The organism is Brucella sp. GW823-FHT04E01 (assembly GCF_058796175.1).
This window is the reverse complement of sequence record NZ_JBXAIK010000007.1, coordinates 94570-121543: the sequence shown is the minus strand read 5'-3', so window position 1 is coordinate 121543 and position 26974 is coordinate 94570. Positions and strand designations below refer to the sequence as shown.

Here is a 26974-nt window from a genome sequence, read left to right as displayed (position 1 = left end):
CGACGCTTGCGGAAAACCGCGTCGGGTTCAATCGACAGGGGCGAAATCGCCTTCACCAGACCCGATGCTTCCGAGAAATGGAACTAAGCACGGTCGATGCTGGCCCGATATAACAAACGTCGAACCGTAACTTATGCTGTTCAAGATTTGCCTTGCGCAAAACCTCCAGCGGTCCCGCCACGTCGAGCAGAAGCACACGCGGCGGGATTACGACATAAACCGGAACTACCCGGACAATGTCCGCTTGGTCACTCATGCTGCCTTCCGTTCTCCGGACGTGGCGAGCGCCTGTTCCACAGTTACGATACGAGCAAAGCGATTGACAAGAACAAGCTCGGTGCGAGCCTTGATGTCCGCAGCGCTCCACTCATGGCCGCTTGCGTCAGTCATGGGAAAGGTCAATGTCGCTTCACTGACGAAATCGACGTGATATCCAAAATCCGATGCCTGCCGTGTTGTCGTCTCGCAGCATTGCTCTGTGCGGATACCGGAAATCAGCACGCGACGGATACCATTGGCAACCAGCCACACATCAAGCCCACTTCCCACCAGCGCGCTGTGGCGACGCTTGCGGAAAACCGCGTCGGGTTCAATCGACAGGGGCGAAATCGCCTTCACCAGACCCGATGCTTCCGAGAATGGGCCTTCATTCTCGACATGGAAAATCTGCACCACCGGAATACCGGCACGCCTGGCGCCATCGATCAGCGCCTGCTGGCGTTCAATATAGGCGCCAACCTCTTCGTCCCGGTAGTAAGGCCGGTGGCGGAATGACTCCTGAGCGTCGATAACCAGCAAAGCAGTATCTTGAGCGGACATTTTTGTTCTCCTTATAAAAAGACTATAGGGAGAGAATACGCCTTGCAACTTGGATCAAAAGCCACCTGACGGACAAAGAGCGGACAGATTACGCCAATACGTTGCCAGCTCCTTACCTTAAAGAAGATCACCAAGAGGAGGCGCATACTTTGCTGGCGTAAACTCGACGACGTCATAAGTTGCCAGTCCGTGTTGCCTGAAAGGATCAAGCCTCAGTATCGCGTCCAGCTCGCTCTTGCTGACTTTACCGCTTGCGAGGATAACGCCGCCGTCTCGTGGGTTTTTCGGCCCGGAAGCCAGGAAAACGCCATCCGCATATTGCCGGTCCAGAAATTCCCGATGCGCTTCGAGATGCCTCCCGATCTCCTCAAGAGGCTTGATGTAGGTCAGGTTGACAACGAACATGAGACGACCTTCAGCGATGCGGCAATGCCTCGAGGAATTCCACCGGCTCGCCCTTGTTGGCGTTGACGATCTCCGCTTCCCACATCACCTTTATGCCGCGCACGAAAGTGCCAATCGGCCATCCGGTAACAGTCTTGCCATGATAGGGTGTCCAGCCGGCTTTCGAACCGGCCTGCTCATGCGTGATCGTTTCGCGGCGCTTCATGTCCACGATGGTCAGGTCGGCATCGTAGCCGACTGCAATACGACCCTTGCGCGCCATACCGAAAATACGGTTCGGGCCATGGCTGGAAAGATCGACGAAGCGCTCCAGCGTGAGCCTGCCCGCATGGATGTGATCAAGCATGATCGGCACCAGTGTCTGCACGCCTGTCATGCCGGACGGGGAAGCCGGATAAGGCTTCTGCTTTTCTTCGAGTGTATGCGGAGCGTGGTCAGAACCGAGCACATCGACAATACCCTGATCGATGCCCTTCCATACGCCATCGCGGTGACGCTTGTCACGGACAGGCGGGTTCATCTGGATGAGATTGCCGAGCGTCTTGTAATCGTCTGCCGACAAGGTGAGATGATGCGGCGTTGCTTCGCACGTCGCGACATCCTTGTGATCTTTCAGGAAGTCGATTTCTTCGGCTGTGGAGATATGCAGTACGTGAATGCGGGCGCCGGTATCGCGTGCGATGCGCACAAGCCGTTCCGTGCATTGAAGTGCTGCAACTTCATCGCGCCAGACCGGATGGCTCGACGGGTCACCCTGCACGCGCAGGCCTTCGCGTTCTTTCAACCGGAACTCGTCTTCAGAGTGGAAGGCCGCGCGACGGCGCGTATTCTTCAGGATCGAACGAACGCCATCATCGTCTTCAACAAGCAGATCGCCGGTGGACGATCCCATGAAAACCTTGATCCCGGCAGCGCCCGGCAAGCGCTCCAGTTCAGCAACGTCGTTTGCATTGTCGCGCGTACCACCGACCCAGAAAGCGAAATCGCAATGCATGCGATGGCGGCCACGACGAATCTTGTCTTCCAGCGTCTCGGCGGAAGTGGTGAGCGGCTTGGTGTTCGGCATCTCGAACACGGAGGTCACCCCACCCAGCACGGCTGCGAGTGAACCGGTTTCGAGATCTTCCTTGTGTTCAAGGCCAGGTTCGCGGAAATGGACCTGGCTATCCACCACGCCGGGCAGAATATGCAGGCCGGTGCAGTCGATCACCTCACCTGCCGTATGTGTGGAAAGAGAGCCTATGGCAGCGATGCGACCATTGCGAATACCGACGTCGCGTTGGCCTATACCGTCGTGATTGACGATGGTTGCACCCTTCAAAATCGTATCGAATGTTTCGGCCATAGTTGTCTCCTGCCAGATTGATAGGACTTGCGAGCCTTTCCATTGGGGCTTACGTAACGAAGGCGCGAAAGGCAAGGACGAAGCGATGACGACGGCAGTTGAAGTGGTAAATCTTTCAAACAGGGCTTTGGTTCATATCACTGGCGAAGAGGCGGAAAAATTTCTGCAGGCTGTGATTACCACCGACCTCGACAAGCTTGGACCGGACAACCTGAAACCGGGAGCATTGCTCGCTCCGCAAGGGAAAATCCTGTTCGATTTTCTCGTTTCACGCATTGATGGCGGCTTGCGTTTCGATCTCCCGGTAAGCATTGCCGCCGATTTCATCAAACGTATCACCCTCTATAGGCTGCGTGCGAAAGCCGAAATAACGCAACTACCAGAATCGCTTGTCAGTGTTTCCTGGCAAACTCAATCACATCCTTCACAGAATGATTCAATCAAGCGGGACAGCCGCTTTCCGACCGAGCTGAACGTACACCGGATTTACGGTCCGGCCGATGGCACGACCGATGAAAGCGCATGGACAAAGCTGCGCGCAGAGTATGGCATAGCGGAAGGCGAAACGGATTTCGCTTATAATGACGTATTCCCGCATGACGTCAATTTCGACCAGACCGGCGGCGTTTCCTTCCCGAAAGGCTGTTTCATCGGGCAGGAAGTCGTGTCGCGCATGCAGCATCGCGGTACGGCTCGGCGGCGCGTTCTGGTGGCACACTCCGATGGAAATCTGCCTCCGATGGGTACGCCTATTACCGTTGATGGGCGCGAGATCGGCACGACAGGAAGCTCCGCTGACACTATCGGCATCGCGCTTGTGCGCATCGATCGCGCCAAGGATGCGATAGATGCGGGTAGTCCGATTCTGGCTGGCGAAACGCCCATAACACTCACCTTGCCGCCTCACGTGCGGTTCGGGTTTCCGGAAGCTGAAGCGGGTAACGCCTGATGGCAAGCGCCGACCGATCTTCCGGCAAGACACGTGCCTGGCAACGCATGTTGTCGGGACGCCGTCTCGACCTGCTTGACCCCTCGCCGCTCGATATTGAAATCGAAGATATTGCTCACGGCCTTGCCCGTGTTGCGCGCTGGAACGGTCAGACTGTTGGTGAACATGCTTTTTCGGTCGCACAGCATTCGCTGCTCGTGGATCAGATATTCAACCGGCTGGTGCCCGATGCCAGCGTTGAATGGCAGCTATTGTCACTCCTGCACGACGCACCGGAATATGTGATCGGTGACATGATCTCGCCCTTCAAGGCGGTGATGGGTGGCAATTACAAGATAATCGAAACGCGGCTGGAAAACGCAATTCACCTGCGCTTCTCGCTGCCGGTAACTGTGCCTGCGCAGCTCAAGACGCTGATCAAGCGCGCGGATCAGGTTGCCGCTTTCTTTGAAGCCACGCGACTTGCCGGTTTCACCGAGACCGAGGCCGTTAAATATTTCGGGCGCCCGCGTGGCTTCGACCCCGCAGGGCTGGATATCGCACCGCGCCCCACACAAGACGTGCAGATGGATTTCCTGGCGCGATTTGCGGCATTGGACAAGGCACGACACCCCCGATGAGCCGGATCGTCGTGACGCCCTTGTCGCAACTGGCAACACAACTCGCATCGCACCAGCCCAGCCATGTCGTGACGCTTGGAAGCGAGGCCCCGGCGGCTCTGCCTGATGGCTACGATGCCGTCCGTCTGTCGCTGACATTCAACGATATTATCGAATTGCGCGAGGGGTTGGTCGCCCCCGATGAAACCCATGTGCGGGGACTTCTGAACTTCGCGAAGAGCTGGTCCATGGATGCGCCTTTGCTCATCCATTGTTATGCTGGCATTTCTCGTTCTACGGCCGCGGCTTATATCATCGCTTCGGCTTTAAACCCGGCGCTGGATGAAAGCGAGCTTGCCGCGCTTGTTCGCAGCCTGTCACCATCTGCGACGCCGAATATCCGGCTCATATCGCTCGCAGACGAAGTTCTGGGGCGAAACGGACGAATGACTGCGGCCATACGCGCAATCGGACGCGGAGCGGATGCCTTCGAAGGTGAGGTTTTCAGCTTGCCTGCGAGACATTGATCGCTCGCCCGAGAGCATTCAAAAACCCGCCGCGCGCATCAGGCGGTGTTACAGCACGCGGCTCCCAGACATGCCGCATCAGAAAATAGCCGGTCATCGTGAAGGCATGATCGATGTCGTCATAGGACGACGCGCGAACAGCAGTATTGTTGACGAAGCCGGGCAGCAGCAGCAGCTTGTCGGCCCAAGGCGCCCCGGCATCACGGCAGACCGCGCGCCCGGATTTCGGCGACACATAGATCAGGTCTTCCTTGACGCCTGTTGCCGCGCATTTCTTGAGATCAAGGCCGAAGCCCAGCTCTTCAAGCATCATCACTTCGAAACGCAGCACCAGTTCGCCAGAGGCCAACGGATCGTCAAAATGTTCGATGATGAGCCGCAATGTCTCATAGAGGCCGCGATGCGGATCGCGTTCCGGCAGGAGACGCAAATGGGAAGCCGCCAGTTGGATACCGTATAACGCCACTGGCGTTTCGATGAGGCGGGCGGCGGCAAATTCCAGCGGTTCGATGGTAAAACTGCCCATATGCTCGTCCAGCCGCGCCCACCATGTCACGTCCACATGATTGCCCGGCTGTAGCAAAGGCTGCATGCGGCGGGAACGCCCGCCGCGCACCATACCCATATGGCGGCCATGCTCACGGGTCATCACTTCCACGATGGCGCTTGTCTCGCCATGGCGTCGTGTCCCGAGAATTATGCCTTCATCGCGCCATTCCATGGCCGCCAGTCTTATAATTTAGGTTGGAAAATCAAGGCCCATTTCACGATAGCGTTCCGGGTCGTTGCCCCAGTTCTCACGCACTTTCACGAAAAGGAAGAGATGAACCGTCTGTTCCAATATCTCGGAGATTTCCTTGCGCGCGGATTGCCCGATTGCCTTGATCGTCTCGCCCTTGTGGCCAAGCACGATCTTCTTCTGGCTTTCGCGCTCGACATAGATCACCTGCTCGATGCGGACTGATCCATCCTTGCGCTCTTCCCAGCGTTCGGTTTCCACCGTCGACGAGTAAGGCAGTTCTTCATGCAGGCGCAGATAGAGCTTTTCGCGCGTGATTTCGGCTGCAAGCTGCCGCATCGGCATGTCGGAAATCTGATCTTCCGGATAATACCAAGGACCGTTCGGCACGTTCTCTGCGAGATATTTCGCAAGATCCTTGCAGCCCGATCCGTTCAGCGCCGAGATCATGAAGGTCTGGTCGAATGCGACCAGCTCGTTGGCCTTGCGGGCAAGGTCCAGCAAAACCGGCGGATCGACACGATCAACCTTGTTGAGCACCAGAACTTTCTTCTGGCGCACGTCCTTCATGCTTGAAAGCAGCGCTTCGGCGTTCTCGTTCAAACCGCCTTGCGAATCGAGAAGAACGAGAATGATGTCGGCATCTTTCGCACCGCCCCAGGCCGTGGTGACCATGGCACGGTCGAGCCTGCGCTTCGGCCGGAAAATACCAGGTGTGTCCACCAGGACGATCTGCGCCTGATCTTCAATGAATATGCCGCGCACAAGAGCGCGTGTCGTCTGCACCTTGTGCGTGACGATAGAAACCTTCGTTCCCACAAGGTGGTTGACCAGCGTGGATTTCCCCGCATTCGGCGCCCCGATCAACGCCACGAAGCCGGACCGGGTCTGGCCTGCCTCGTTTTCGCCGTCAGCCGGCGTCGTCCGATTGTTCATTTTTTATCCTTCCAGACGATATTTCCTTGCAGAACGCCGCCGTCCCCTGCGTACGGCATTCCGGATACGACAAAACCGCCGACGAAAGCGACACATCGTAATTGATTGATTATAACCGATCTCGACTTAAAAAACGCCAACTCTTGCATCAAGCGGAATCGTCACGCTTCCAGACGCCTTCGCGATAAAGCATCGCTTCCGCCGCATTCTGTTCGGCTATTCTTTTGGAACGCCCCTCACCCGTTTCCGTGGCAAAGCCCTTGACCGTAACCTCCACCGCAAACAGCGGATCATGGTCCGGACCGGTGCGGCTTATGATGGCGTATGAAGGATGGACGTTGCCCTGCTGGTGTGCCCATTCCTGCAATTCCGTCTTGGCGTCACGGCGGGCAGCGCCCGTTTGCAGAGACCGCTTCTCCCAGTAGCGCTTGACGAAAGGCCGCACGGCCTCCAGTCCGCCATCGAGATAGATCGTGGCGATCAGTGCTTCGACAACATCGGCGCGGACATTCAAAAGACGCTTGTCATTCAGCGACTTGATATCGGAACCGGTATGGATGAGGTTAGCGAGACCGATCTCATCGGCAATCGCCGCACAGGTTTCTGCGTTCACCAGCGCATTGAGGCGAACCGACAGTTCACCTTCGGATGCGTCCGGAAACTCATCGAACAGCATTTCCGCGACGGTCAGTCCCAGAACGCGGTCACCGAGAAATTCGAGACGTTCATAATTTGCGCGCGATGGCGCCTGCACACTTGAGTGGGTGAGCGCACGATCCAGCCGTTTCAAATTGAGAAAACGGTGTCCGGTGCGCTCCTCCAGGATTGCTGCTGCCTGATTTGCCGAAGCCATTTCAGTTTCCGGTTACAGCTGTATGCGGCGCGGCATTGACTGAACTGAACAGTCGGCCAAAGCGCACATCAGTCGGCCATTTCCAGATTTCCAGCGGGCTCGCCTTGTCGGCAATGGAGAAGAAGATGATGTTTGCGCGCCCGACAAGATTCTCAAACGGAACATAGCCAACGCCGAAACGGCTATCGAGCGAGTTGTCACGATTGTCGCCCATCATGAAGTAATGACCGGCCGGAACCTCGAAAACACGCGTATCGTCACCGATGGAGTTTGGCGACAGATCAAGCGTGTCGTAGGTCACGCCGTCCGGCAAGGTTTCACGATAGACTTCGACGGGGCGGTTCTGTTCGGTGACATCGGGATTGTTGATCGTGCCGATGCGATCGCGCTTGACCGCCTGATCATTGATATAGAGCACACCACCGCGCATCTGCACACGATCACCCGGCAGGCCGATCACGCGCTTGATGTAGTCGACGGAAGGATCGCTCGGCAGCTTGAACACCACCACGTCACCACGCTTCGGTTCGGCACTCCAGATGCGACCTGAAAACAAATCCAGTCCGAACGGCAGTGAATAGCGCGAATAGCCATAGGCATATTTCGAAACAAACAGATAATCGCCTTCGAGAAGCGTGGGGCGCATGGAGCCCGACGGTATGCTGAAAGGCTGGAAAAGAAGGGTGCGGATGACCAGTGCCAGCAGCAGCGCCTGCACGATAACGCTGATGGTTTCGCCAAGGCCGCCGGATTTTTTTGTCTCACTCTTGCTGGACACGCTCATTGTATCTCCGCTTCCGATAACGCGATCTAATAACGACTATGAATGCATGACGCAATCAGGCCACCGGCAGAACGCCGGTTTATCGCACGATTATGAGCAGGAGTTTACCTGTCACAACCACAACTATTTCGTCTCTGTGCCTGATCCAAAAGTCGCTATGCCTTGCTGCAAATGGCATTTTTCTGCGCTTCCGGTGCTCATGTACCTTTAAGTACACTGCGCTCCGGTTCTCGAAAATCACCATTCTCGCTGCGGCCTGACGCATTTTGATTCAGACACTCAGGCAGGGCTTCGATGATCACGAACGCCTGCGCGAGAGGAAAATCATCGGTAATTGTCAGATGTATGGCGGCGCGTGTTCCGGCGGGCAAGAGTTTCTGCAGCTGCTTTGCGGCACCACCGGTCAAATGCATGGTGGGCTTTCCGGAAGGGGCATTGACCACGCCCATGTCCCGCCAGAAAACGCCCTGAGCTATGCCAGTTCCAAGCGCCTTCGCACAGGCTTCCTTCGCCGCAAAGCGCTTTGCATAAGATGCAGCACGCTGCTTGCGCCCGTCCGATTTTTTCTGCTCGACCTCGGTAAAAACCCTGTTGCGAAAGCGATCGCCGTGTCGTTCCAGCGCGCTTTCGACACGACGAATATCGATGAGATCGCTGCCTATACCGACGATCATACTTTCTGAAGCTCCTGTTCGCGGTGCAGGCGATGTTTTTCGGCAAGGCGTTCGATACGGCGACGGCGGAAGGCCGAAACGGCAAACCGGGTAACGAAATAGACCACGACAGCGAATGCTGCGCCCAGAATCGTTGAGCCGAATAGCATCGGCTTCAAAAGCGGCGTCCAGATTTCATCGAAATGCATGGTTTCCAGTGCCCGCCCGAGATGAACTGGCGGAGCATCGTCGATGCTTCCATTCATGATGAAGCGGCCCAGCTCGAATGTGCTGCCCCAGATGAATGGCAAGGTCAGCGGATTGGCAAGCGTCGTGCCAAGTGCCGCGGCGGCAATATTTCCGGCAAGGAAATAGGCCAGCACGATTGCGATGATGAGATGGAAGCCAAAGAAAGGCGTGAACGCCGAAAACACGCCCACGGCCAGACCGGCTGCGACAGCATGAGGCGAGGCAGTGATGCGCAGAATCCGCTTTCCACCGTACCGGAAGGAACGGGAGAAGGAGCGGCGCGGCCAGACCAGAAGCCTTAAGCGCTCTTTTCTGGTCGGAGGATTACGGCGTTGAAACAGCATGCGCTTCTATTAATGCTCTCCCATCGCGGAGACAATTGTTATTATTCGGCCAAAACTGCGGCGTTGTCGCTGCGCTCAAACGGAACAGTGTCCAGTCGAGGCAAATAAAACCGCGGCGAAACACCGAGCATCCTGCGGAACATCGTCGTGAAAGCGGAAACGCTGTCATAACCCAGATCCAGTGCCACGCTCGTCACCGCCTCCCCTTCTGCCAGGCGGGGAACTGCCGCAAAAAGACAGGCCTGCTGGCGCCAGACTGAAAGGCTTACGCCAGTCTCCCGTTGGAAATGCCGGGTGAACGAGCGCCGGCTCATCGCCATCCTGTCCGCCCAGTCATCAATTGTGGCGCGCGAAGAAGGCTTTTTCACGAATTCACGACACAGTTTCTGCAAGCGCGGATCCGATGGAAAAGGCAGGCCCAGCGAGCGTTGCGGCAATGTGTGAAGGTCCCGCAGGATCAGTTCGATTACCAGAGCATCGCGACTATCCGGTTCCGGCGTGCTGTCCTGCGTCGTTGCATCCGTTATGAGGCACCGCATGAGATCGGTAAGCCCGACCACGTGGAGATAATCCGGTACGCCCGAGACGGCATCGACGCAGATGTAAATCGATCGCATAAAGACTTCGCCGAGGATTTCAACCGAGTGCTCCACACCTGCCGGTATCCACATGGCGTGGTCACTGGGAATCATCCAGCGTCCAGCATCCGTCGTCACCAGCACCACTCCTTGTGAGGCGCAGAGAAGTTGTGCCCGGCTATGGCGGTGGCGCGGCACAAAATAGCCGTCGGGATAGCGTGTCGGCAAGGCAATCACTGGCCCGCTCATGCCCTCCAGCATGGCAATACGCTGCTCGTGGAACTTCTGCAGCTCCTCGCTTCCCGGCAGTAAAAGCCCCGGCGGAGACTTTGGTTTCATTGCAGTTCTGCCCTGCGTTTGGCCCACTCTCGAAACTACTGGACCAAATCACGAAAGCGGGCGAGAGGCAATAGTCCTATTAATGGCTTGCTGAGAATGGGTCGCGACATTCGCTGGCGGAATGAATTTGACGTTTGAATCGGACAAGTACCGGTTCAGACGTCAAATTCGTGAATTTTCGTTGGTTCCTCATCAACACCCCGTAATTTTCTTGAGGGTCTTGTTTCCTGTTTTCGGATGGTATCTGCAGGAAATATGCCTGAGAGCCTGGATCAAAAAGCGTCATGTGTGTGCGAAAATGGTGATTTTCGAGTACCGGAGCGCAATGTACTTCTAAGCATGGTCCCGAAAAGTTGCAGACTTTTCGGGTAAGACTACGCACCAGAGAAAGCTACATGAGCACCGGAACGCAGACAAATTGCCATTTGCAGCCACACAGGGCGACTTTCGGAACAGGCTCTGAAGACCGGCTTTCATCTTCGGAGAAGTAGTATGAGCATGAGTGCTGCACAGCAGCCATCAAACAGCGGCGCGGATAATACTGTCCTCGCTATTATTCTGGCCACAAGCATGGGCCATTTCCTGAACGACATGATGCAGTCGCTCCTTCCTGCCATCTATCCGATGCTGAAGGATAACTACAGCCTGTCATTCTGGCAGATCGGCCTCCTGACATTCACTTTCCAGATGACGGCATCGATCCTGCAGCCGCTCGTGGGTATCTATACCGACCGCAAGCCGATGCCTTATTCCCTGCCTTTCGGAATGGGCTGTACGCTTGTCGGGCTGATCTTTCTGGCAACGGCACATCACTATTCGATCTTGCTTCTGGGGGCGGCTTTTGTTGGTTTCGGCTCGTCCGTCTTCCATCCGGAAGCAGCTCGCGTGGCGCGTCTGGCCTCGGGCGGGCGTCATGGCTTTGCGCAATCCCTGTTTCAGGTGGGCGGCAATTTCGGCTCGTCGATTGGCCCGCTTCTGGCAGCGTTCATCGTTCTGCCTTTCGGCCAGATCAGCGTGTCGTGGTTCTCCGTCGCCGCACTGATCGGCATGATGCTGCTCTGGTATGTCAGCAACTGGTATAATCGCTACCGGATTGCCAATGCCAGCAAGGCGAAGCCCGACAAGACCCTTCCGCTTCCACGCAACAAGGTTCTGGTGTCCGTTGGCGTTCTGGCAATGCTGGTCTTCACCAAGTACATCTACATGGCCAGCCTGACGAGCTACTACACCTTCTACACCATTAGCCATTTCGGCGTGACGGTGCAGGCATCGCAGCTGCTCTTGTTCCTGTTCCTCGGTGCGGTAGCTGCGGGAACGATCATAGGTGGCCCGATCGGCGACAAGATCGGTGCGCGCAAGGTGATCTGGGCATCGATCCTCGGCGTCCTGCCGTTCACGCTGGCCCTGCCCTATGCGAACCTGGAAATGACGGCGATCCTGACGGTTATCATCGGCCTGATCCTCGCCTCGGCCTTCCCGGCAATCGTGGTGTTCGCACAGGAATTGCTGCCAGGACGCGTCGGCATGGTGTCGGGCCTGTTCTTCGGCTTTGCTTTCGGCATGGCCGGTATCGCAGCCGCCGTCCTCGGTATCGTGGCCGATCACAAGGGCATCGAGTATGTTTACACCATCTGCTCGTATCTGCCGCTGCTCGGCTTGCTGACGATTTTCCTGCCCAAGCTGGAAAAGAACCGCAAGGCCTGACCCATATGAAAACGCACAGCCCGAGAAGCAATTCACGCTCCTCGGGCTGTGCTCAAAATAGTGGAGCACCGCACGTCCCCCAACGGCGGTGCTCCCATGCTACTGACCTTTTGACGGCCCGGTGCAGCAGCATTCTCTTGATAGAGCATCTTCCGCTCTATCTCTTTGTTCCAACGCAAGTTCAGACGGCGAAACTGAAGCCGTGCATCGTCTCCCTGCGAAATTCATCGAAAGCAGCCGCAACCAGACGGATCAGCGGCTTGCCGTCGCTTGTTGCGCTGATGACACCACTGCGGACTTCCACCAGACCATCAGCCACCAGAGGCCGCAACAAGGCCAGCTCGTCGGAAAACTCCACGCCCGGCGCCGTGGTATTCAGATCGACCCGGAAATTGCACATCAGGGCTGTGATGATTCCGGCACGGATACGGTCACTTTCGCGCATGGCATAACCGCGAACCGTTGCAAGGTCGCCCGCTTCAACCCGCTTGGAATATTGCTTCACGTCCGAGATATTCTGGGCATAACCACCGGGGAATTGCGAAATCGATGACGGTCCGAGACCGATCAATGTCTGGCAGCGATCATCCGTATAGCCCTGGAAATTCCGGTGCAGCGTTCCATTGCGCGCAGCGACGGCCAGATTGTCATCCGGCAATGCGTAGTGATCGATCCCCACCGGCTCGTAGCCGAAACCGATGAAGCTGTCCGCCACCACACGTGCCTGAGCGAAGCGCTCGTCAGCATCGGGCAGAAGGCTTGCATCGATCAGGCGCTGATTGGCGCGCCGCTGCGGAAGATGCGCATAGCCATAGCAGGCAACACGGTCAGGCTTGAGCACCGCAACCTTTTCACAAGTCTCACGCAATGTCTCGACGGTCTGCAACGGCAGGCCGTAGATAAGATCGAAGTTGAGGCGATCAATGCCGACTTCCCGCAGCAGAGTTGCAGCCTTAGCAACCGTTTCTATCGGCTGAATGCGACCGATGGCTTTCTGAACCTCGGCATCGACATCCTGTACGCCGAGGCTCGCGCGGTTGACTCCCATGAGCGCAAGCGTTTGCACCAGCTGTGGGGTAACCGTGCGCGGGTCAAGCTCGATGGCGTGTTCCATCTCAGGCGCAAAATCGAACGCAACGCGCAGAGCGGCCAGAATGCTCGTAAACTGACGCGGGTTCAAAATTGAGGGCGTACCACCGCCCCAATGAAGATGGACGACACTGGGCCGTGCTGTCAGGCTCTTGCTGACAGTTTCGATTTCGCTGAGCAAAGAAGTGCAGAAGTTTTCGACCACGTCGTTGCGGACCGCCATCTTGGCATGACAACCGCAATAATGGCAGAGCTGCCGGCAATAAGGCACATGGATGTAAAGGGAGACGCTTTCTTCCGGCCCGATCTGGCGCAACCAACGATGAGTCGTATCGACCCCCACAGGCATGAAATCAGCAGCTGTCGGAAAGGACGTGTATCTGGGAACCGCCAACGCGGCGTAGCGTCTTATCGCTTCTTCATGCATAGCGCGTCCACCTTAAGCGTCGGGCGCTCCGGCGAGGCCCTGCCGGATATGCGCGCACCAGAACCGGGGCGACATTCCGCGGGGCAAGACGGCATGATGCGGCAAGGAAGCCCGCATGCATGACAGCCGATATTGCAATTCCCAGCCACAACAGCACCTGTTTTCCCCATTTTGAACGTGCAATCCTGCAACGGATCGCATCAATCTCTATGATCAGGAATAGGCTGTTCTGCCGGGTGCTGCATTGATTTGAATCAACGGAAATACACCCGGCTTTTAGGGATGGCAGCTTGAATTCAGAGGTTTTCCGGGTCCATTCCGGCAACGGCCGCCAAAGACCGGCGGGACAGGATCTCAACCGTATTGGCGTCAAGCAACTGGATCAGCCCCTGAGTCTTCAGCTTTGTGAAGCTCCGGCTGACAGTTTCAATGGTCAGGCCGAGATAATCGGCAATATCGGTACGGTTCATCGAGAGATGCACCGGGTTCGGCTTCTCGCCGCGCTTTTTAGCCCGCGCGGACAGCACCAGAAGAAAGCTCGCAAGCTTTTCCACCGGTGCAAGGCGCCCGAGAACCAGCTGATTGTCGCGCGCCGTGCGAAGAGCTGCCCGCGTCATCTGGTGCAGACGCTCCTTCAATTTCGGGAAACGCTCCATCAGATCATCCATCTCTCTGGTGGAGAAGGCGCACAAAACCGACGGTACGACCGCTTCAGCAGACTGGGAGTACGTCTCGTCGTCAGCCAGACCGAGATAGTCGCCAGGGAACAGGAAACCTGCAATCTGCCGACGTCCATCCGGAAGCGACGTGTAGATTCGCAGCATGCCGGAGGTCAGGCTGAAGACACGGCGCTTCGGCTCCCCCTCTTCCACCAACTGCTCATTGGCATCGAGACGCTTAGACGTCATGATTGCTTCGAGAGCACCGAGATCGCCGTCGTCAAGTGCCGCACAAACCGCCGTTCGTCGGACATCGCAATCCACGCATACCCCACATGGCGCACGGTAAGGCGATCTGGGGTCGAATCTGATAGGCGCTACACTCACGATGGAACCCTGTTTGTGGAAGCTGGAAGAACGTTTTTGCAGTTACCCCTTAAATAGGTAACTAGAACGCGTCCCGCAAAGCGGAATTTCGCCGCAGGGGTGTATCGTCCCCCGCAGCGTTTCAAAAGCCGTCGGTGTACTTGTTTAAATGTTGCGGCTACCGGGCTTCACAGCCGGAATTGCAGCAAGCTCCGGCGGCAATTTATCCGCAGGATAGGCCGGAACTTCATATTCGGCGAGAGCAATCAGCCTCGTGCCAACATCCGCCTTGCCCGCCGAGCGGTCGACGATGCAGGCCGCAGCCACAACTTCAATGCCGAGGTCCTTCATGCAGTCGATCGTTTCGCGGATGGAAAGTCCGGTCGTGACGATATCTTCCACGATAACGACTCGCGCGCCCTTCGGCACATCGAAACGACGCAGGCGGAACACACCGTTCTCGCGCTCTACCCAGACCGACGGAACACGCAGATGGCGTGAAGTTTCGTAGGAGGGAATCAAGCCACCAATTGCCGGACCAACCACATAATCGATAGGTCCAAGATCTGCCGCCTGGATTTTCTCTGCAAGCGCTTTGCATAGCTTTTCCGTCTTGTCGGCATGCATGAAAACACGCGCCTTCTGAAGGAAAACAGGACTGCGCAGGCCTGACGTAAGAATAAAGTGGCCTTCAAGGATCGCTCCCGCTTCGCGGAAGACGGCAAGCACATCTTCGGTGTTCATCTTAGTCCTATCCGTTCACGCGTTTCGCGCCGCTGACGCTCGCGCTTTCTTTCAATTGGGAAATGATACGGTTGAGATGCTTGAGGTCCCAAACCTCGACATCGATAATCATCTCGGTGAAATCCGGTGCGGTGCGTACCATGGAGAGATTGTGAATATTCGCGTCGTTAGCAGCCACGATCTGCGCGATCTCCGCCAGAGAGCCGGGCGAATTGATGGCCGATACGCTGACGCGAGCCGGGAAACGCTCACTCATCTGATCATCGATGTCCCAGCGCACGTCGATCCAACGTTCCGGCTGATCGTCATAGGCTGTCAACGCAGGCGACTGGATCGGATAGATCGTTATACCGGCGCCGGGCTGCAGGATACCGACGATGCGATCTCCTGGCACGGCCCCCTCCGGGGCAAAGCGCACCGGCAAATCCGAGTTGGTGCCGCGTATCGGCAGCGCCTTTTTCCCGGGCTTCGCCACGGCATCCGCATCGGTCTTCGCTGCATCCTCACTGCCCTCAGGCACCTTGAAGATCATGCCGGCAGCGTTCTGGATGTTGAACCAGCCCTTTTCGCCAGTCTTCGCCGGACTATTCTGCGATGTGACGCGTGTGTCCTGATAGTCCGGATAGACCGCCTTGACCACATCGGTGGACGGCAGCTCTCCGCGTCCGACTGCGGCCAACACATCCTCTACATCCTTGCGTGCCAAACGCGGAAGTCCTGGCTTCAGAATATCCTTGCTGAACGGCTTACCGGCACGTTCGAATGCGCGTTCCAGAATGCGCATGCCAAGCCCCGAATACTGTTTGCGGACAGCCGAGCGGGTCGCGCGGCGAATGGCTGCGCGCGCCTTACCGGTTGCAACAAGCGACTCCCATGCCGCAGGGGGAACCTGCGCCTTGGAACGGATGATATCGACCTCATCGCCGTTCTTCAGTTCGGTCATCAACGGCATGATGCGACCATTGACCTTCGCACCGACGCAGCTGTCACCGATATCGGTGTGAACGGCATAGGCGAAATCGATCGGCGTCGCACCACGCGGCAGAGCAATGAGGCGGCCCTTGGGCGTGAAGCAGAAGACCTGATCCTGAAAGAGCTCTAGCTTAGTGTGTTCAAGGAACTCTTCCGGATTATCGCCTTCTGAAAGCTGCTCGATTGTCTGGCGCAGCCATGCATAAGCATTGGTCTCGGTCGACATTTTGTGCGGATTATTGGCGCTGCCACGATCCTTGTAGATCGAGTGGGCTGCGACACCAAACTCCGCAATCTCATCCATTTCGCGTGTGCGAATCTGCAGCTCGATACGCTGGCGCGACGGACCGATGATGGTGGTGTGGATCGACCGGTAATCGTTCTGTTTAGGCGTTGAGATATAATCCTTGAACCGGCCCGGAACCATCGACCACGTCGTATGAATGAGACCGAGCGCCCGATAGCAATCCTGCGTGGTGTCGACCATCACGCGGAAACCAAAAATGTCGGAAAGCTGCTCGAATGAGAGACCCTTGGTTTCCATCTTGCGGAAAACCGACCACGCTTTCTTTTGGCGGCTCTTCACACTGGCCTTGATGCCATGCTTCTCGAAAATCTCGGACAGGTCCTTTTCGATCTTCTGCAGCAGGCCGCGGTTCTTTTCCAGAAGCTCGGCCAGGCGATCCGTCACGGCGCGCCATGCATCCGGATTAATATAGCGGAAGGCCAACTCTTCGAGCTCTTCCCGCATATCCTGCATACCCATGCGGCCAGCGAGTGGCGCATAGATATCCATCGTTTCCTCGGCAATACGCAGGCGCTTGTCTTCCCGCATCACGCCCAGCGTGCGCATATTGTGCAGACGATCCGCAAGCTTCACCAGAAGCACGCGGACATCTTCTGAAATCGCCAAAAGCAGCTTGCGAAGGTTTTCCGCCTGCACTGCTTTTTTCGAAACGAGGTCGAGCTTTTTGAGCTTGGTCAGTCCCTCGACGAGCTTGCCGATTTCAGGGCCGAAGAGCTGATCGATTTCCTGCCGAGTGGCCGTCGTATCTTCGATCGTGTCGTGCAGGAGCGCGATTGCAATCGTCGCTTCATCCAGATGCATATCGGTGAGGATCGCAGCGACTTCGAGCGGATGGGAGAAATAGGGATCGCCGGAAGCACGTTTCTGACTGCCATGCTTTTGCATGGCATAGACATATGCCTTGTTGAGAAGCGCCTCGTTCACGTCAGGCTTGTATCGCTGAACACGCTCCACAAGCTCATATTGGCGCATCATCTACGAGAACTCCCTTTCGAAACCGGTACTTGTACCTGCACACATACCGGGCATTGTGACCCAAAATCGCCGAAAATCGAATAGTTCTCGACGTTTAGGCTTAATTTTCTGCCGACAATATTAATTTCCGGCAGAAATCGCTCGTCATCTGGTCATTCTAACCGGCAACAAGCATTCAGAAACTTCTCGACCAGTCAGTGTGTAGACCGTCGGCGCATAAAAACATGCGCCGCGACTGGAAAGTCGCGACGCATGCACTAAAGAGAAATAATTCGAACGACGATTAGAAGTCGTCGTTCTTCTCTGGTGCGACGAGGCCTTCGATACCGGCGAGCAGCTCTTCTTCCGACATACGGTCGAAAGCAACCACATCTTCCTCGGCAGCGTCTGCAATGCCTTCTGCAACTTCTTCCGAAGAAGAAGCAATCTGTGCAGGCGCAGCGGCTTCTGGCTCGTCGACTTCCACATGCTTCTGCAGAGAGTGGATGAGATCTTCCTTCAGATCATCTGGCGACAGGGTTTCATCAGCGATTTCGCGCAGCGCAACAACAGGATTCTTGTCGTTGTCGCGGTCGATGGTGATCTGTGCACCCTGGGAAATTTGGCGAGCACGGTGACCAGCCAGCAGAACCAGTTCAAAACGGTTCTCGACCTTATCTACGCAGTCCTCAACAGTGACGCGGGCCATGCGCGGTCCCTTTCATTTCTCGAACTTTATTGGATTTTTCCCCACATAACGCTTGTGGAGCCAAATTACAAGCAAAAGCGGAATTGCTCGTGCCTCACCTCATGAAATCTGCCAAAAGAACGTCAATTTCATGGATTCACCCGATAAAACACGGCGGCGCGTCAAAACGGCACAATATTTTGTAAGCCAGAACGGGATTACTGAGACAAGACTCCCTTATAGGTAATTTTGTGCAGGTAAATAACAACCCATGGTTGCTTGTTTTTCTGTGATATATCCTTAGAAGGCAATAAACGCATTGGTAAAATTTGATACCACCCGCCGTTTAGAAAACAAACTGATAAGCGGTCGTCGGTCCACTCCCGTCCGGCCGTAGAGTGGATATATTGCACGATGTTCGATTCTCGTGAAAAAATTGCCCTTTTTATTGATGGCGCCAATTTATACGCCGCCTCGAAAACTCTGGGGTTCGATATTGATTATCGGAAGCTTTTGAAGGCATTTCAGAAGCGTGGCTATCTGCTTCGTGCATATTACTATACGGCATTGGTTGAAGATCAGGAATATTCCTCGATCCGCCCGCTGATCGACTGGCTGGATTATAACGGCTACAAGGTCGTCACTAAGGCTGCCAAGGAATTCACGGATTCCACCGGGCGTCGCAAGGTGAAGGGTAATATGGACATCGAACTGACAGTCGATGCCATGCAGCTCACCGATACAGTCGACCATTTTGTGATTTTCTCAGGCGACGGCGATTTCCGCTCACTTGCCGAAGCACTTCAGCGCAAGGGCCGCAAGGTTTCGGTTGTCTCGACCCTCACCACCCAGCCGGCCATGATTTCCGATGAGCTACGCCGCCAGGCCGATCATTTCATCGATCTGGTCTCGCTCAAGGCTGAGATTGGCCGCGATCCGTCGGAACGCGCACCGCGCCGCCAGGATGACGATCTCGACGACAGCTATTGACGCCGTCGTCGAGCCGGTTCATGCAGGGGCATGATTTCCGAACCATCTCCCAACTGTGATATCTGCCCCAGGCTGCACGCATTCCTGCAGGAATGGCGCCTCAAGGAGCCTTCGTGGCATAATTCACCGGTTCCACCGTTTCTGCCAGCGCATGATGACGATGTTCGGCTCCTGATTGTGGGGCTGGCGCCAGGTTTGCGCGGCGCCAATAGAACCGGACGCCCCTTCACCGGCGACTATGCCGGTGATCTGCTCTACAGCACACTGTGTGAATTCGGTTTTGCCACTGGCAAGTTCGAGGCTCGTCCTGACGACAGTTTGCGCCTGCTGGATGCCAGCATCGTCAATGCGGTGCGCTGCGTGCCGCCGGAAAACAAGCCCATCGGCGCCGAGATCAACAATTGCCGACAATTCCTGTTGCCGATGCTGACCCGATTTCGGAATCTGCAGGCAATCGTCACACTGGGAACGATTGCGCATCAATCGACGGTTCGTGCACTTGGTGCGCCGGTTGCGCGACATCCCTTCGGTCACGACCGGGCAAGCGACATTGGCAGCCTGCGCATTTTTTCCAGCTATCACTGCTCGCGCTATAACACCAATACCGGGCGGTTGACGGATACCATGTTCCGAACCGTATTCCGGAATGTACGCGACTATCTGAATCAAAAGAGCGCCTGAGGCGCTCTCATACTTTGCTGATCTTTATCCCTTATCCCGCATCAAGCGAGCCTTTTCACGATTCCAGTCGCGCTTCTTTTCCGTCTCGCGCTTGTCGTGAGTCTTCTTGCCTCGCGCCAGCGCCAGTTCCAGCTTCGCGCGACCCCGATCATTGAAGTAAAGCTTCAATGGCACCACGGTCATCCCGTCGCGTGATACCGAGTTGAACAGGCGGGACATTTCGCGTTTGCTGATGAGCAGTTTGCGCAAGCGCCGCGGCTCGTGGTTGAAACGATTGCCCTGCGTATATTCCGGAATATAGGAATTGATAAGCCAGAACTCGCCATTCTCAAAGCTCGCATAGCTCTCCGCTATGTTGGACTGATTGGCGCGCAGCGACTTGACCTCGGTGCCGGTCAGGACGAGACCGGCTTCGAGCGTATCTAGAATTTCAAAATTGAAGCGCGCCTTGCGGTTTTCCGCGATGATTTTGCGCACAGGAGAATTCTTGGGCTTGTTCATGATGGCACCATATAATGTGCAATGCCTGAAATGAAAACGCTCCCGAAGCTACGGGAGCGTAAAAATCAGCGAAAGCGGTAAACTTGACGGGTCAGTTGACCAGACCCGCATGCTTCATGGCCTGATCGATCTTCTCTGCCGTCGCGGCTTCCACAGTCACCATCGGCGAGCGCAAGGCATTTTCCACGCGGCCGAGGCGCGACAGCGCATATTTCGGGCCTGACGGGTTTGGCTCGATGAAGAGTGCCTTGTGCAGCGGCATGAGGCGATCCTGCAATTCGAGTGCCTTGGAGAAATCGCCGGCCTGACATGCATCCTGGAATTCGGCGCAAAGACGCGGCGCAATGTTGGACGTCACCGAAATGCACCCTACCCCGCCATGGGCGTTGAAACCAAGAGCCGTTGCGTCTTCACCGGAAAGCTGGATGAAATCCTTGCCGCAGGTTGCGCGTTGTTCGGATACGCGCTCGATCTTGCCAGTCGCATCCTTGACGCCCACGATGTTCTTGTGATCGCGAACGAGTGCGCCCATCGTTTCCGGTGTCATGTCGACGATCGAACGACCGGGAATATTGTAGATGATGAGCGGGATCGAAATGGAGCGGGCCACACGCGAAAAATGTTCGTAAAGACCACGCTGGTTCGGCTTGTTGTAGTAAGGCGTGACGACGAGAACGGCATCAGCGCCAGCCTTTTCGGCATGTTGCGCCAGTTCGATCGCTTCCACAGTATTGTTGGAACCTGCACCGGCGATCACGGGAACGCGACCAGCTGCAACCTCAATGCAAACCTCAATGACGCGCTTGTGCTCGTCATGCGACAGGGTCGGTGTTTCACCAGTCGTGCCGACTGGGACGAGCCCTTTGGTGCCTTCTTCGATCTGCCAGTTTACAAATGCGCGAAAGGCTTTCTCGTCGAACGCTCCTTCGGAATCGAATGGCGTGACAAGCGCGGTAATTGAGCCCTTCAGCATTAGTGAACTCCTGAAAAAAGAAAGACTGGACCTCATTCCACCGATCAGCTTGGGATCACCCTGGGGCTTCTGACCGGGTTGAGGCGTTGCACAATAGTCTTGCCACACGAGTGGAGCAAGCGGGGTATACAGGCAAAACAAGGGCAATACGGCAGTTTTGCGACAAAATTTAAAGCGATCCCCAAGCTCCACCGGCTATTCGCTCGATTGCCTTTAGAAACATCGGCGGCCCGAAACAACCAAGATGCGGCAACACCGAAGCGATAACGCTTTATTAAGGATAGATTCATTCCTTGAGCCTATCCTCATCATTGAAATAGCCAGTCAAAAACCGGGCTAAGAAAAGCCGGATTTCAACAACATATTGCACATCAACCAAGTCTTTGTTCTAGTTAGCCAATGTCAAAACAAGTCGCAGCGATATCCCTGAAAAGAAAAGCTCTCCTCGCGAGTTGCTTTGTTGCGGTTGCTCTGCAGCCGGTGATTTCGCTCGCCCAATCCTCGCTGCCGTCCGGCGTTCCCACCCCGCTTGCGCGTCCCTTTGCACCGACGACGACACACCAGTCGCCGATGAATCTGGTGACACCGAAACCGCGTCCGGCCACGCCTGATCCGGTCGTGACGTCAGCAGTCAGCCGCATGGAAAACCCGGCAGCGATTGGTGGAACGCTGAAAAGCGGGCTTGATGCCCTTTCCTCCCGTGACACGGCAAGTGCTATCGCATTCCGCAACGGGATTCCTCGTGGTTCGCTTGACCGCCAGATTCTGACGTGGGCTATCGCGACATCCGGTCTTGATGGTGTGCCGAGCGCTGAAATTGCAGCGGCGGCAACAGATTTGCGCGGCTGGCCGGGGACATCGGTTCTGCGCCGTAACTCTGAACGGGCCTTGTTCAAGGAAAATCCAGCTCCTGCGACCGTAATCGCAACATTCGGCAATACGCGCCCGCAGACTACAGAAGGCATGATTCTTCTTGCCCGCTCCTATGTCAGCACTGGAAATGCGGGCAAAGCGCGCGAACTGCTTTCACCATGGTGGGCTACACAGCGCTTATCAGCCGATGACGAGCAAAAGATCCTGAAAGAGTTCTCTGACGTTCTGACGCGCGAAGATCATCAGCGCCGTATTCTGCGTTCTCTTTATAATGACCGTATGCAGTCCGCAAAACTGCTTGCAGGTCCGGCACAGGCCCAATCGCTTTACAACGCTTTTGCGGCAGTAGCACAGAAGTCTCCGAATGCCACCAAGGCGATAGCGGACGTCGACCGCACGTGGCAGGGAAACGCCGCCTATCAGTTCCTGAAGATTCGCTATCTGCGTCGCGCCGAACGCTATAACGAGGCGACAGACCTCATGCTCAAGGCACCACGTCAGGCGTCGGCGCTTGTCGATCCGGATGCCTGGTGGGTCGAACGCCGCATCCTGTCACGGGAACTGCTCGACCTTGGCAAACCGCAGCTCGCCTACAAGCTGGTTTCGGCCCACGCCGCCGAATCGCCCACAATGGCCGCAGAAGCGGAATTCCATGCCGGATGGTATGCACTGCGCGCCCTGAACCAGCCGAAGACGGCTGCGCCACATTTTGCCAAGATCGCAGAAATCTCCTCGCGTCCGATTTCGGCGTCTCGTGCTTTCTATTGGCTCGGACGGTCGGCCGAAGCAGGTAGCGGTGGCGATGCGCGCGACTATTATCGCCGCTCCGCCCATTTCGGCACAACATTTTACGGACAGCTTTCGGCAGCCAAACTGAGCGAAAAAGCACCTGAGCTTATCTATCCAAGACCAACGGAAGCGGATCGCGCGCGGTTTGCGGGCCGTCCCGCCGTGCAGGCAATCAAGCGGCTGGAACAGGTCGGCTATAGCAGTCGCGCAACGACGCTCTACAATCAGCTTTCGCAGGAACTCGACAGTGTCGGCGAACTGGCTCTGCTGGCGGTCATGGCCGAGCGCAACGAGAACCACTATCTGGCGCTGCGCGTCGGCAAAAATGCTGCATTGCGAGGTCTTGATGTTGGTGCTCTCTCGCATCCGCTTGGCGCAATTCCCGCCAATGCCAATATAAGCGGATCAGGTAAGGCTCTAGCCTATGCTATTGCCCGGCAGGAAAGTGAATTCAACGTCGGCGCGGTTTCAAAAGCTGGCGCACGCGGTCTGCTGCAACTTATGCCAGCAACGGCCAAAAGCGTGGCGACCCGCAACGGCATGAGCTTCTCCGCGCCACGCCTCACGACGGATGCAGGGTATAATGCGACGCTTGGCGCCCATTTCCTCGGCGAGCAGCTTGACCGTTTCAATGGGTCTTACGTTCTTACCTTCGCCGGTTACAATGCAGGCCCTCGCCGCGCATCCGAATGGGTCGAGAAATATGGCGATCCACGTGGCAAGCCTATCGATCAGGTCGTCGACTGGATCGAACGTATCCCCTACTCCGAGACACGCAACTATGTTCAGCGCGTGATGGAAAACTACGAAGTCTATAAGGCCCGCCTGACCGGAAGTGCGGATATACAGACCGATCTGATTTACGGTCGCCGCTAGAGCGGTTCCGGTTAAAACGAAGTCGCTAGAACCGCTCTATCTCTTTGTTTTCACGCATGTCTTTATCCCAAAACCGGCTCCCACTTTTGGGAGACATGCTCTAAAACATCTCGCGCCTATATTGAGATGGTAGAAATGCTCTGAAATGAAAAAGCAGGCTATTCGCCTGCTTTTTTTGTCCGTCGCGATTTTGGTTTAGCGGCTGTTTTGCCGGGCTTTTCCGATTTCCTTGCGCTGGCTTTATTTGCTGCATTCGCCAGTTTCGTGGCTTGTGCGATCCAATCCTCGCGCTCCACGCGGCGTGGAAAACCTATACTCCGTTCGATCCAGCGTGATTCGTCATCGTTCCAGCTGGCAATCTGGTCGTAGTGAAACACGCCGATCCCGTTGAGCAGCCCCTGAACTGCCCCACCAATACCCTTAACGACTGTCAGATCATCAGGCTTTCCAAGGCGTGCAGCATCCAGAAGCTCTGGACGCCCCGGATCCTGATCCGGTTCCGTATTCACATCCGGCTTTTCCGTTTGCGAAGGCCAATTTCCGACGACTTCTGCGTCCGGCACGGCTTTCATTTGAGGCTTCTCTGGTTCGCTCGGCTGGGGCGAAGCCTTGGGTTCTGCAACCTTCTCCGGTATTTTGGTCTGCGTCACCGCTTCCGGCTTTTGATCGACAGGCAATGTAGCATGCGCCGCTGCAATGATCGTGCGCTCACGGTCTGGTATCGACGCACCTCTGCGCCGCACGAACCGGCCCAAAAGACAGCCTATAACGAAAGCGATGGCGACAAGAACAGCCAGTTGAACAATCAGCAACGGCATATGGTTTCCTCGTACTCCAAATTACTCAAATCCGACGAACATATTCGCCGTCAATTTTCCCCGCTCCAATTTGCCGCCACTACTTCGGACCGGTCAACCAGCCCACGCCCGCACCGATAAGAACCGCCGCAACGAGAACCGGCCAAAACGATACGGCTAGATAAAGCATTGTCAGGCCCGCCTTCTGTTCCGGAAACGGAAGATATGATCCGCTATGCCTATTCATAAAGAGAAAGGAAAGGCCCGAACAGGCGGACTGTCAATTCCGAACAGAAAACTAACGGGGGACGAGGATCCAAATCTGCTCAGCCCTCCCTGCGATTTAATCAAGGTTCGCGAATTTCGGCTCGTTCCAATTTCAGGCCAAAGGGCAGCGGCTGGTCCAATTGGGCTTGTATCTTTCGATAGCCGGCATTGTCTGCAGTCTCGCCCTTGATCGAGATATTGAGATCGGACATCTCGATCTCCCCTTTCGTCAGGTCAGAAACGAGTTGCAAAGCAAACTCCACCGAATCAACAAAGTTTGCGGGACTGCCTCGCCCTACAGCCATCTCGTCATCGAGCGGAATGCCAGGAGCCGCGCTTTCGGCGATCGTCATGATACGGTCTCTAACATCGTTGTCCGGTACTGAACCAGACAGGACTATGCCGTCGGCACTCTTCTTTATCTGTAGCTGGTAGGGTGAAACGAGCGGCAGAACACTCGTCAAGTCGGTGATCTCCCGAATCCCTCTTACCTTTTCAAGCGCATCCCGCGCAGCGGATTGCGTATCTGGATCGGGCGCTATGCCTTTCAGCGTGACGTCGCGACCATCGACGTCGAAACCGGTCCATATAAAAGGAGTGAGTGCTTCGCCAGTACGTGTTGCGATGTCCGTCTCGACCCGGTCTGCACCAAACCAGAGCGCCAGCGCTGTTAGCGCTGCGGTCCACGTTACACCGGGCCAAAACCATTTGAACATATCGTGGCGTCTCCACGCTGGAAATCATCGGATGCAAAGCGGCGAACACGTCCCGCTTTCTATTCGTACAAAGACCGAGTTTCCCGCAAAGGCAAGATCACAAACGTAAAAATCGGCAAACAAAAAACCCGGCAGCGATGCTGCCGGGTTCTTTTTGAACAATCCCAGAGGGATTAGAACGAGCGCTGGAAGCGGATCATGCCCTGGAAAGCATCTTCGCCGTCGAGGCTGATGTTTTCGTCATCCCACTTGGTGTAGGAAACTTCCGGGGTGATCGTGAAGCCAGGAACCAGTTCGTAAGCAACGTTTGCGGTTGCTGCGAAGGTCTTGGTGTCGTCGTAAGCGAGCTGCAGGTTGAAGGTAGCCTTTTCGGTTGCCTTGAATGCAGCGCCACCCCAGACAGCCCAGTCGCCGCCCCACGTGCCGTAGAACGAGTCGATTACGCGGTAGGAATAACCAGCGCCGTCAACTGCATAGGTGTCGTCGTTGGACTTGTAGCCGCCCTGTACCCAAACCGAGAAACGGTCCGTGATGTTAACGTCGCCGCGAACCTTACCAGCCCACTCTTCGTTACGAGCGTCGTAAGCTGCAACAGCTGCGATAGAGCCCCAGCCACCAGCGTACTTCAGACCGCCAACGATGTGCGGCGTGTAGTCGTTCAGCGTTACGTCAACGTCGGAGTCGCCGTTGCCGCCTTCTTCGAGCGACAGGATAGCCGAGAAGCCGTTGCCGCCGGTGAAGGTGTAGCTGATGAGGTTGGTGCGGTAGCCGCCAGCGAGGATCACGTCGTCGTTGATGACGTTGCCGAGGTAACCAGGGAAGGTTACGAAGGCCGATTCATCGAGACCAACGCGCAGGCCGCCGAGCTGGATGTAAGCATAACGCAGCGAGCTGTTTTCGCTCGAGCCGTATGCGTCTTCTTCGCCGTCGCCGCCGCCGTTCCAGTTGTAACGCAGTTCGGTGAAGGTCTTCAGAGTGCCGAGCTCGGTTTCCGAAGCGGTCGAGAAGCGGAGCGTTGCACGGGCGTTCTTGCCCCAGGTGTCACGGTCCAGATCGCCAGGCGTACGAGCGTAAACGCGATCACCGCCCGAAGCGTCGTAACGAACATAACCATGGATACGCAGGCAGGTTTCGGTGCCTGGGATGTAGAAGTAGCCAGCGCCGTAAGCATCGCAGACGCGGACATATTCAACGGCTTCTGGCTCTGGCGCGACGATTGCGTCGGCAGCCTGAGCGCCGGAAGCTGCAACCAGAGCTGCAGCGGAGCCAAGGAGAAGGCTCTTGATGTTCATTTCTGACCTCCAGTCAAAGTTAAAAATGGGTCTGGGCATTCTGATTTGGCTGAAGGACAACCTGTCCCCATCCCCTTTTGAAAAAGTCGCCCCGAAGCGCTCCTTCTTCTGGATGTGAAGATACTCGCCCGTTCCTTCGTTTCAACATCGAATACACTCTCCCAACCTTTCTGGTGCTTCTATGAGGGAG

Annotated in this window: 26 protein-coding genes and 1 pseudogene; 7 read left to right on the top strand and 20 right to left on the bottom strand. The window is 56.1% G+C overall.

Annotated features, from left to right (window positions below):
- Window positions 1-252 precede the first annotated feature (252 nt).
- From AC1RHM_RS22380 to AC1RHM_RS22370, 3 genes are all read right to left on the bottom strand, one after another.
- On the bottom strand, window positions 253-819 hold the full coding sequence (locus AC1RHM_RS22380; RefSeq protein WP_010661649.1) for an isochorismatase family protein: 567 nt from the start codon (window positions 817-819) through the stop codon (window positions 253-255).
- A 117-nt stretch (window positions 820-936) separates the two neighbouring features.
- Window positions 937-1224 carry a YciI family protein gene (locus AC1RHM_RS22375; protein ID WP_036585790.1) on the bottom strand — a complete coding sequence of 96 codons (288 nt, stop codon included), beginning with the start codon at window positions 1222-1224 and terminating at the stop codon, window positions 937-939.
- Between the two features lie 10 nt (window positions 1225-1234).
- The gene (locus AC1RHM_RS22370) at window positions 1235-2569 is read right to left on the bottom strand and encodes a dihydroorotase (protein ID WP_036585792.1); all 1335 of its coding nucleotides are present in this window, start codon (window positions 2567-2569) and stop codon (window positions 1235-1237) included.
- Between the two features lie 85 nt (window positions 2570-2654).
- Here AC1RHM_RS22370 and ygfZ point away from each other — a divergent pair, with 85 nt between their 5' ends.
- From ygfZ to AC1RHM_RS22355, 3 genes are read left to right on the top strand one after another with little or no spacing between them, the layout of a single operon-like run.
- A complete protein-coding gene (gene ygfZ, locus AC1RHM_RS22365) occupies window positions 2655-3518 on the top strand; it encodes a CAF17-like 4Fe-4S cluster assembly/insertion protein YgfZ (protein WP_029925248.1) in 864 nt (287 codons plus the stop codon).
- Entirely contained in the window at window positions 3518-4138 is a 621-nt protein-coding gene (locus AC1RHM_RS22360; RefSeq protein WP_029925250.1) for a YfbR-like 5'-deoxynucleotidase, read from the top strand. Before ygfZ ends, AC1RHM_RS22360 begins: the two co-directional genes overlap by 1 nt.
- Entirely contained in the window at window positions 4135-4644 is a 510-nt protein-coding gene (locus tag AC1RHM_RS22355; RefSeq protein WP_010661644.1) for a tyrosine phosphatase family protein, read from the top strand. Before AC1RHM_RS22360 ends, AC1RHM_RS22355 begins: the two co-directional genes overlap by 4 nt.
- Here the strand turns inward: AC1RHM_RS22355 and recO are convergent.
- From recO to AC1RHM_RS22320, 7 genes and pseudogenes are all read right to left on the bottom strand, one after another.
- On the bottom strand, window positions 4622-5365 hold the full coding sequence (gene recO, locus AC1RHM_RS22350) for a DNA repair protein RecO (protein ID WP_010661643.1): 744 nt from the start codon (window positions 5363-5365) through the stop codon (window positions 4622-4624). The two genes, AC1RHM_RS22355 and recO, sit on opposite strands and share 23 nt — an antisense overlap.
- 18 nt (window positions 5366-5383) lie before the next feature.
- Window positions 5384-6319 (bottom strand): GTPase Era, encoded by a 936-nt coding sequence (gene era, locus AC1RHM_RS22345; RefSeq protein WP_036585794.1) that lies wholly within the window; start codon window positions 6317-6319, stop codon window positions 5384-5386.
- A 148-nt stretch (window positions 6320-6467) separates the two neighbouring features.
- The gene (gene rnc / locus AC1RHM_RS22340; RefSeq protein WP_010661641.1) at window positions 6468-7172 is read right to left on the bottom strand and encodes a ribonuclease III; all 705 of its coding nucleotides are present in this window, start codon (window positions 7170-7172) and stop codon (window positions 6468-6470) included.
- A 1-nt stretch (window position 7173) separates the two neighbouring features.
- A complete protein-coding gene (lepB, locus tag AC1RHM_RS22335; RefSeq protein ID WP_010661640.1) occupies window positions 7174-7956 on the bottom strand; it encodes a signal peptidase I in 783 nt (260 codons plus the stop codon).
- Window positions 7957-8237: 281 nt separating this feature from the next.
- A pseudogene (gene acpS, locus AC1RHM_RS22330) lies at window positions 8238-8630 on the bottom strand (holo-ACP synthase); the annotation flags it as partial.
- A complete protein-coding gene (bspA, locus tag AC1RHM_RS22325; RefSeq protein ID WP_029925252.1) occupies window positions 8627-9202 on the bottom strand; it encodes a type IV secretion system effector BspA in 576 nt (191 codons plus the stop codon). The gene bspA and the pseudogene acpS, both read right to left, overlap by 4 nt.
- 41 nt (window positions 9203-9243) lie before the next feature.
- On the bottom strand, window positions 9244-10089 hold the full coding sequence (locus tag AC1RHM_RS22320) for an AraC family transcriptional regulator (protein WP_029376309.1): 846 nt from the start codon (window positions 10087-10089) through the stop codon (window positions 9244-9246).
- A gap of 522 nt (window positions 10090-10611) precedes the next feature.
- Between AC1RHM_RS22320 and AC1RHM_RS22315 the strand changes: the two genes are divergently transcribed.
- Window positions 10612-11823, top strand: coding sequence for an MFS transporter (locus AC1RHM_RS22315; protein WP_010661635.1), 1212 nt, complete (start codon window positions 10612-10614; stop codon window positions 11821-11823).
- 181 nt (window positions 11824-12004) lie between these two features.
- On the opposite strand, the gene hemN is transcribed toward AC1RHM_RS22315, so the two are convergent.
- From hemN to rpoZ, 5 genes are all read right to left on the bottom strand, one after another.
- Window positions 12005-13339: an oxygen-independent coproporphyrinogen III oxidase gene (gene hemN / locus AC1RHM_RS22310; RefSeq protein WP_036585796.1), complete on the bottom strand. Its 1335-nt coding sequence runs from the start codon at window positions 13337-13339 to the stop codon at window positions 12005-12007.
- Window positions 13340-13635: 296 nt separating this feature from the next.
- Window positions 13636-14385, bottom strand: coding sequence for a helix-turn-helix domain-containing protein (locus AC1RHM_RS22305; RefSeq protein ID WP_492332630.1), 750 nt, complete (start codon window positions 14383-14385; stop codon window positions 13636-13638).
- 144 nt (window positions 14386-14529) lie between these two features.
- A complete protein-coding gene (gene pyrE, locus AC1RHM_RS22300; RefSeq protein WP_036585798.1) occupies window positions 14530-15108 on the bottom strand; it encodes an orotate phosphoribosyltransferase in 579 nt (192 codons plus the stop codon).
- A gap of 7 nt (window positions 15109-15115) precedes the next feature.
- Window positions 15116-17362 (bottom strand): RelA/SpoT family protein, encoded by a 2247-nt coding sequence (locus AC1RHM_RS22295; protein ID WP_010661631.1) that lies wholly within the window; start codon window positions 17360-17362, stop codon window positions 15116-15118.
- Between the two features lie 283 nt (window positions 17363-17645).
- Window positions 17646-18050, bottom strand: a complete 405-nt coding sequence (gene rpoZ / locus AC1RHM_RS22290) for a DNA-directed RNA polymerase subunit omega (protein ID WP_010661630.1) — start codon at window positions 18048-18050, stop codon at window positions 17646-17648.
- Between the two features lie 393 nt (window positions 18051-18443).
- On the opposite strand from rpoZ, the gene AC1RHM_RS22285 reads away from it, so the two are divergent.
- Both AC1RHM_RS22285 and AC1RHM_RS22280 read left to right on the top strand, forming a co-directional pair.
- Window positions 18444-19019, top strand: a complete 576-nt coding sequence (locus AC1RHM_RS22285) for a LabA-like NYN domain-containing protein (RefSeq protein WP_012092419.1) — start codon at window positions 18444-18446, stop codon at window positions 19017-19019.
- 30 nt (window positions 19020-19049) lie between these two features.
- Window positions 19050-19700, top strand: a complete 651-nt coding sequence (locus tag AC1RHM_RS22280; RefSeq protein WP_492332629.1) for a uracil-DNA glycosylase — start codon at window positions 19050-19052, stop codon at window positions 19698-19700.
- Between the two features lie 24 nt (window positions 19701-19724).
- Here the strand turns inward: AC1RHM_RS22280 and smpB are convergent, their stop codons facing one another.
- Together smpB and dapA are read right to left on the bottom strand one after the other, a co-directional pair.
- Window positions 19725-20201 (bottom strand): SsrA-binding protein SmpB, encoded by a 477-nt coding sequence (gene smpB, locus AC1RHM_RS22275; RefSeq protein ID WP_010661627.1) that lies wholly within the window; start codon window positions 20199-20201, stop codon window positions 19725-19727.
- Window positions 20202-20292: 91 nt separating this feature from the next.
- Complete coding sequence (gene dapA, locus AC1RHM_RS22270; protein WP_010661626.1) at window positions 20293-21174, bottom strand: 4-hydroxy-tetrahydrodipicolinate synthase; 882 nt, start codon at window positions 21172-21174, stop codon at window positions 20293-20295.
- Between the two features lie 399 nt (window positions 21175-21573).
- On the opposite strand from dapA, the gene AC1RHM_RS22265 reads away from it, so the two are divergent.
- A complete protein-coding gene (locus tag AC1RHM_RS22265) occupies window positions 21574-23712 on the top strand; it encodes a lytic transglycosylase domain-containing protein (protein ID WP_182506010.1) in 2139 nt (712 codons plus the stop codon).
- Between the two features lie 158 nt (window positions 23713-23870).
- Here the strand turns inward: AC1RHM_RS22265 and AC1RHM_RS22260 are convergent, their stop codons facing one another.
- The 3 genes from AC1RHM_RS22260 to AC1RHM_RS22250 all read right to left on the bottom strand — a co-directional run bounded on the left by AC1RHM_RS22260 (window position 23871) and on the right by AC1RHM_RS22250 (window position 26784).
- Window positions 23871-24530: a helix-hairpin-helix domain-containing protein gene (locus tag AC1RHM_RS22260; RefSeq protein ID WP_012092421.1), complete on the bottom strand. Its 660-nt coding sequence runs from the start codon at window positions 24528-24530 to the stop codon at window positions 23871-23873.
- 326 nt (window positions 24531-24856) lie between these two features.
- On the bottom strand, window positions 24857-25492 hold the full coding sequence (locus AC1RHM_RS22255) for a BON domain-containing protein (RefSeq protein ID WP_012092422.1): 636 nt from the start codon (window positions 25490-25492) through the stop codon (window positions 24857-24859).
- 173 nt (window positions 25493-25665) lie between these two features.
- A complete protein-coding gene (locus tag AC1RHM_RS22250; protein WP_029925272.1) occupies window positions 25666-26784 on the bottom strand; it encodes a porin in 1119 nt (372 codons plus the stop codon).
- Window positions 26785-26974: the final 190 nt, after the last annotated feature.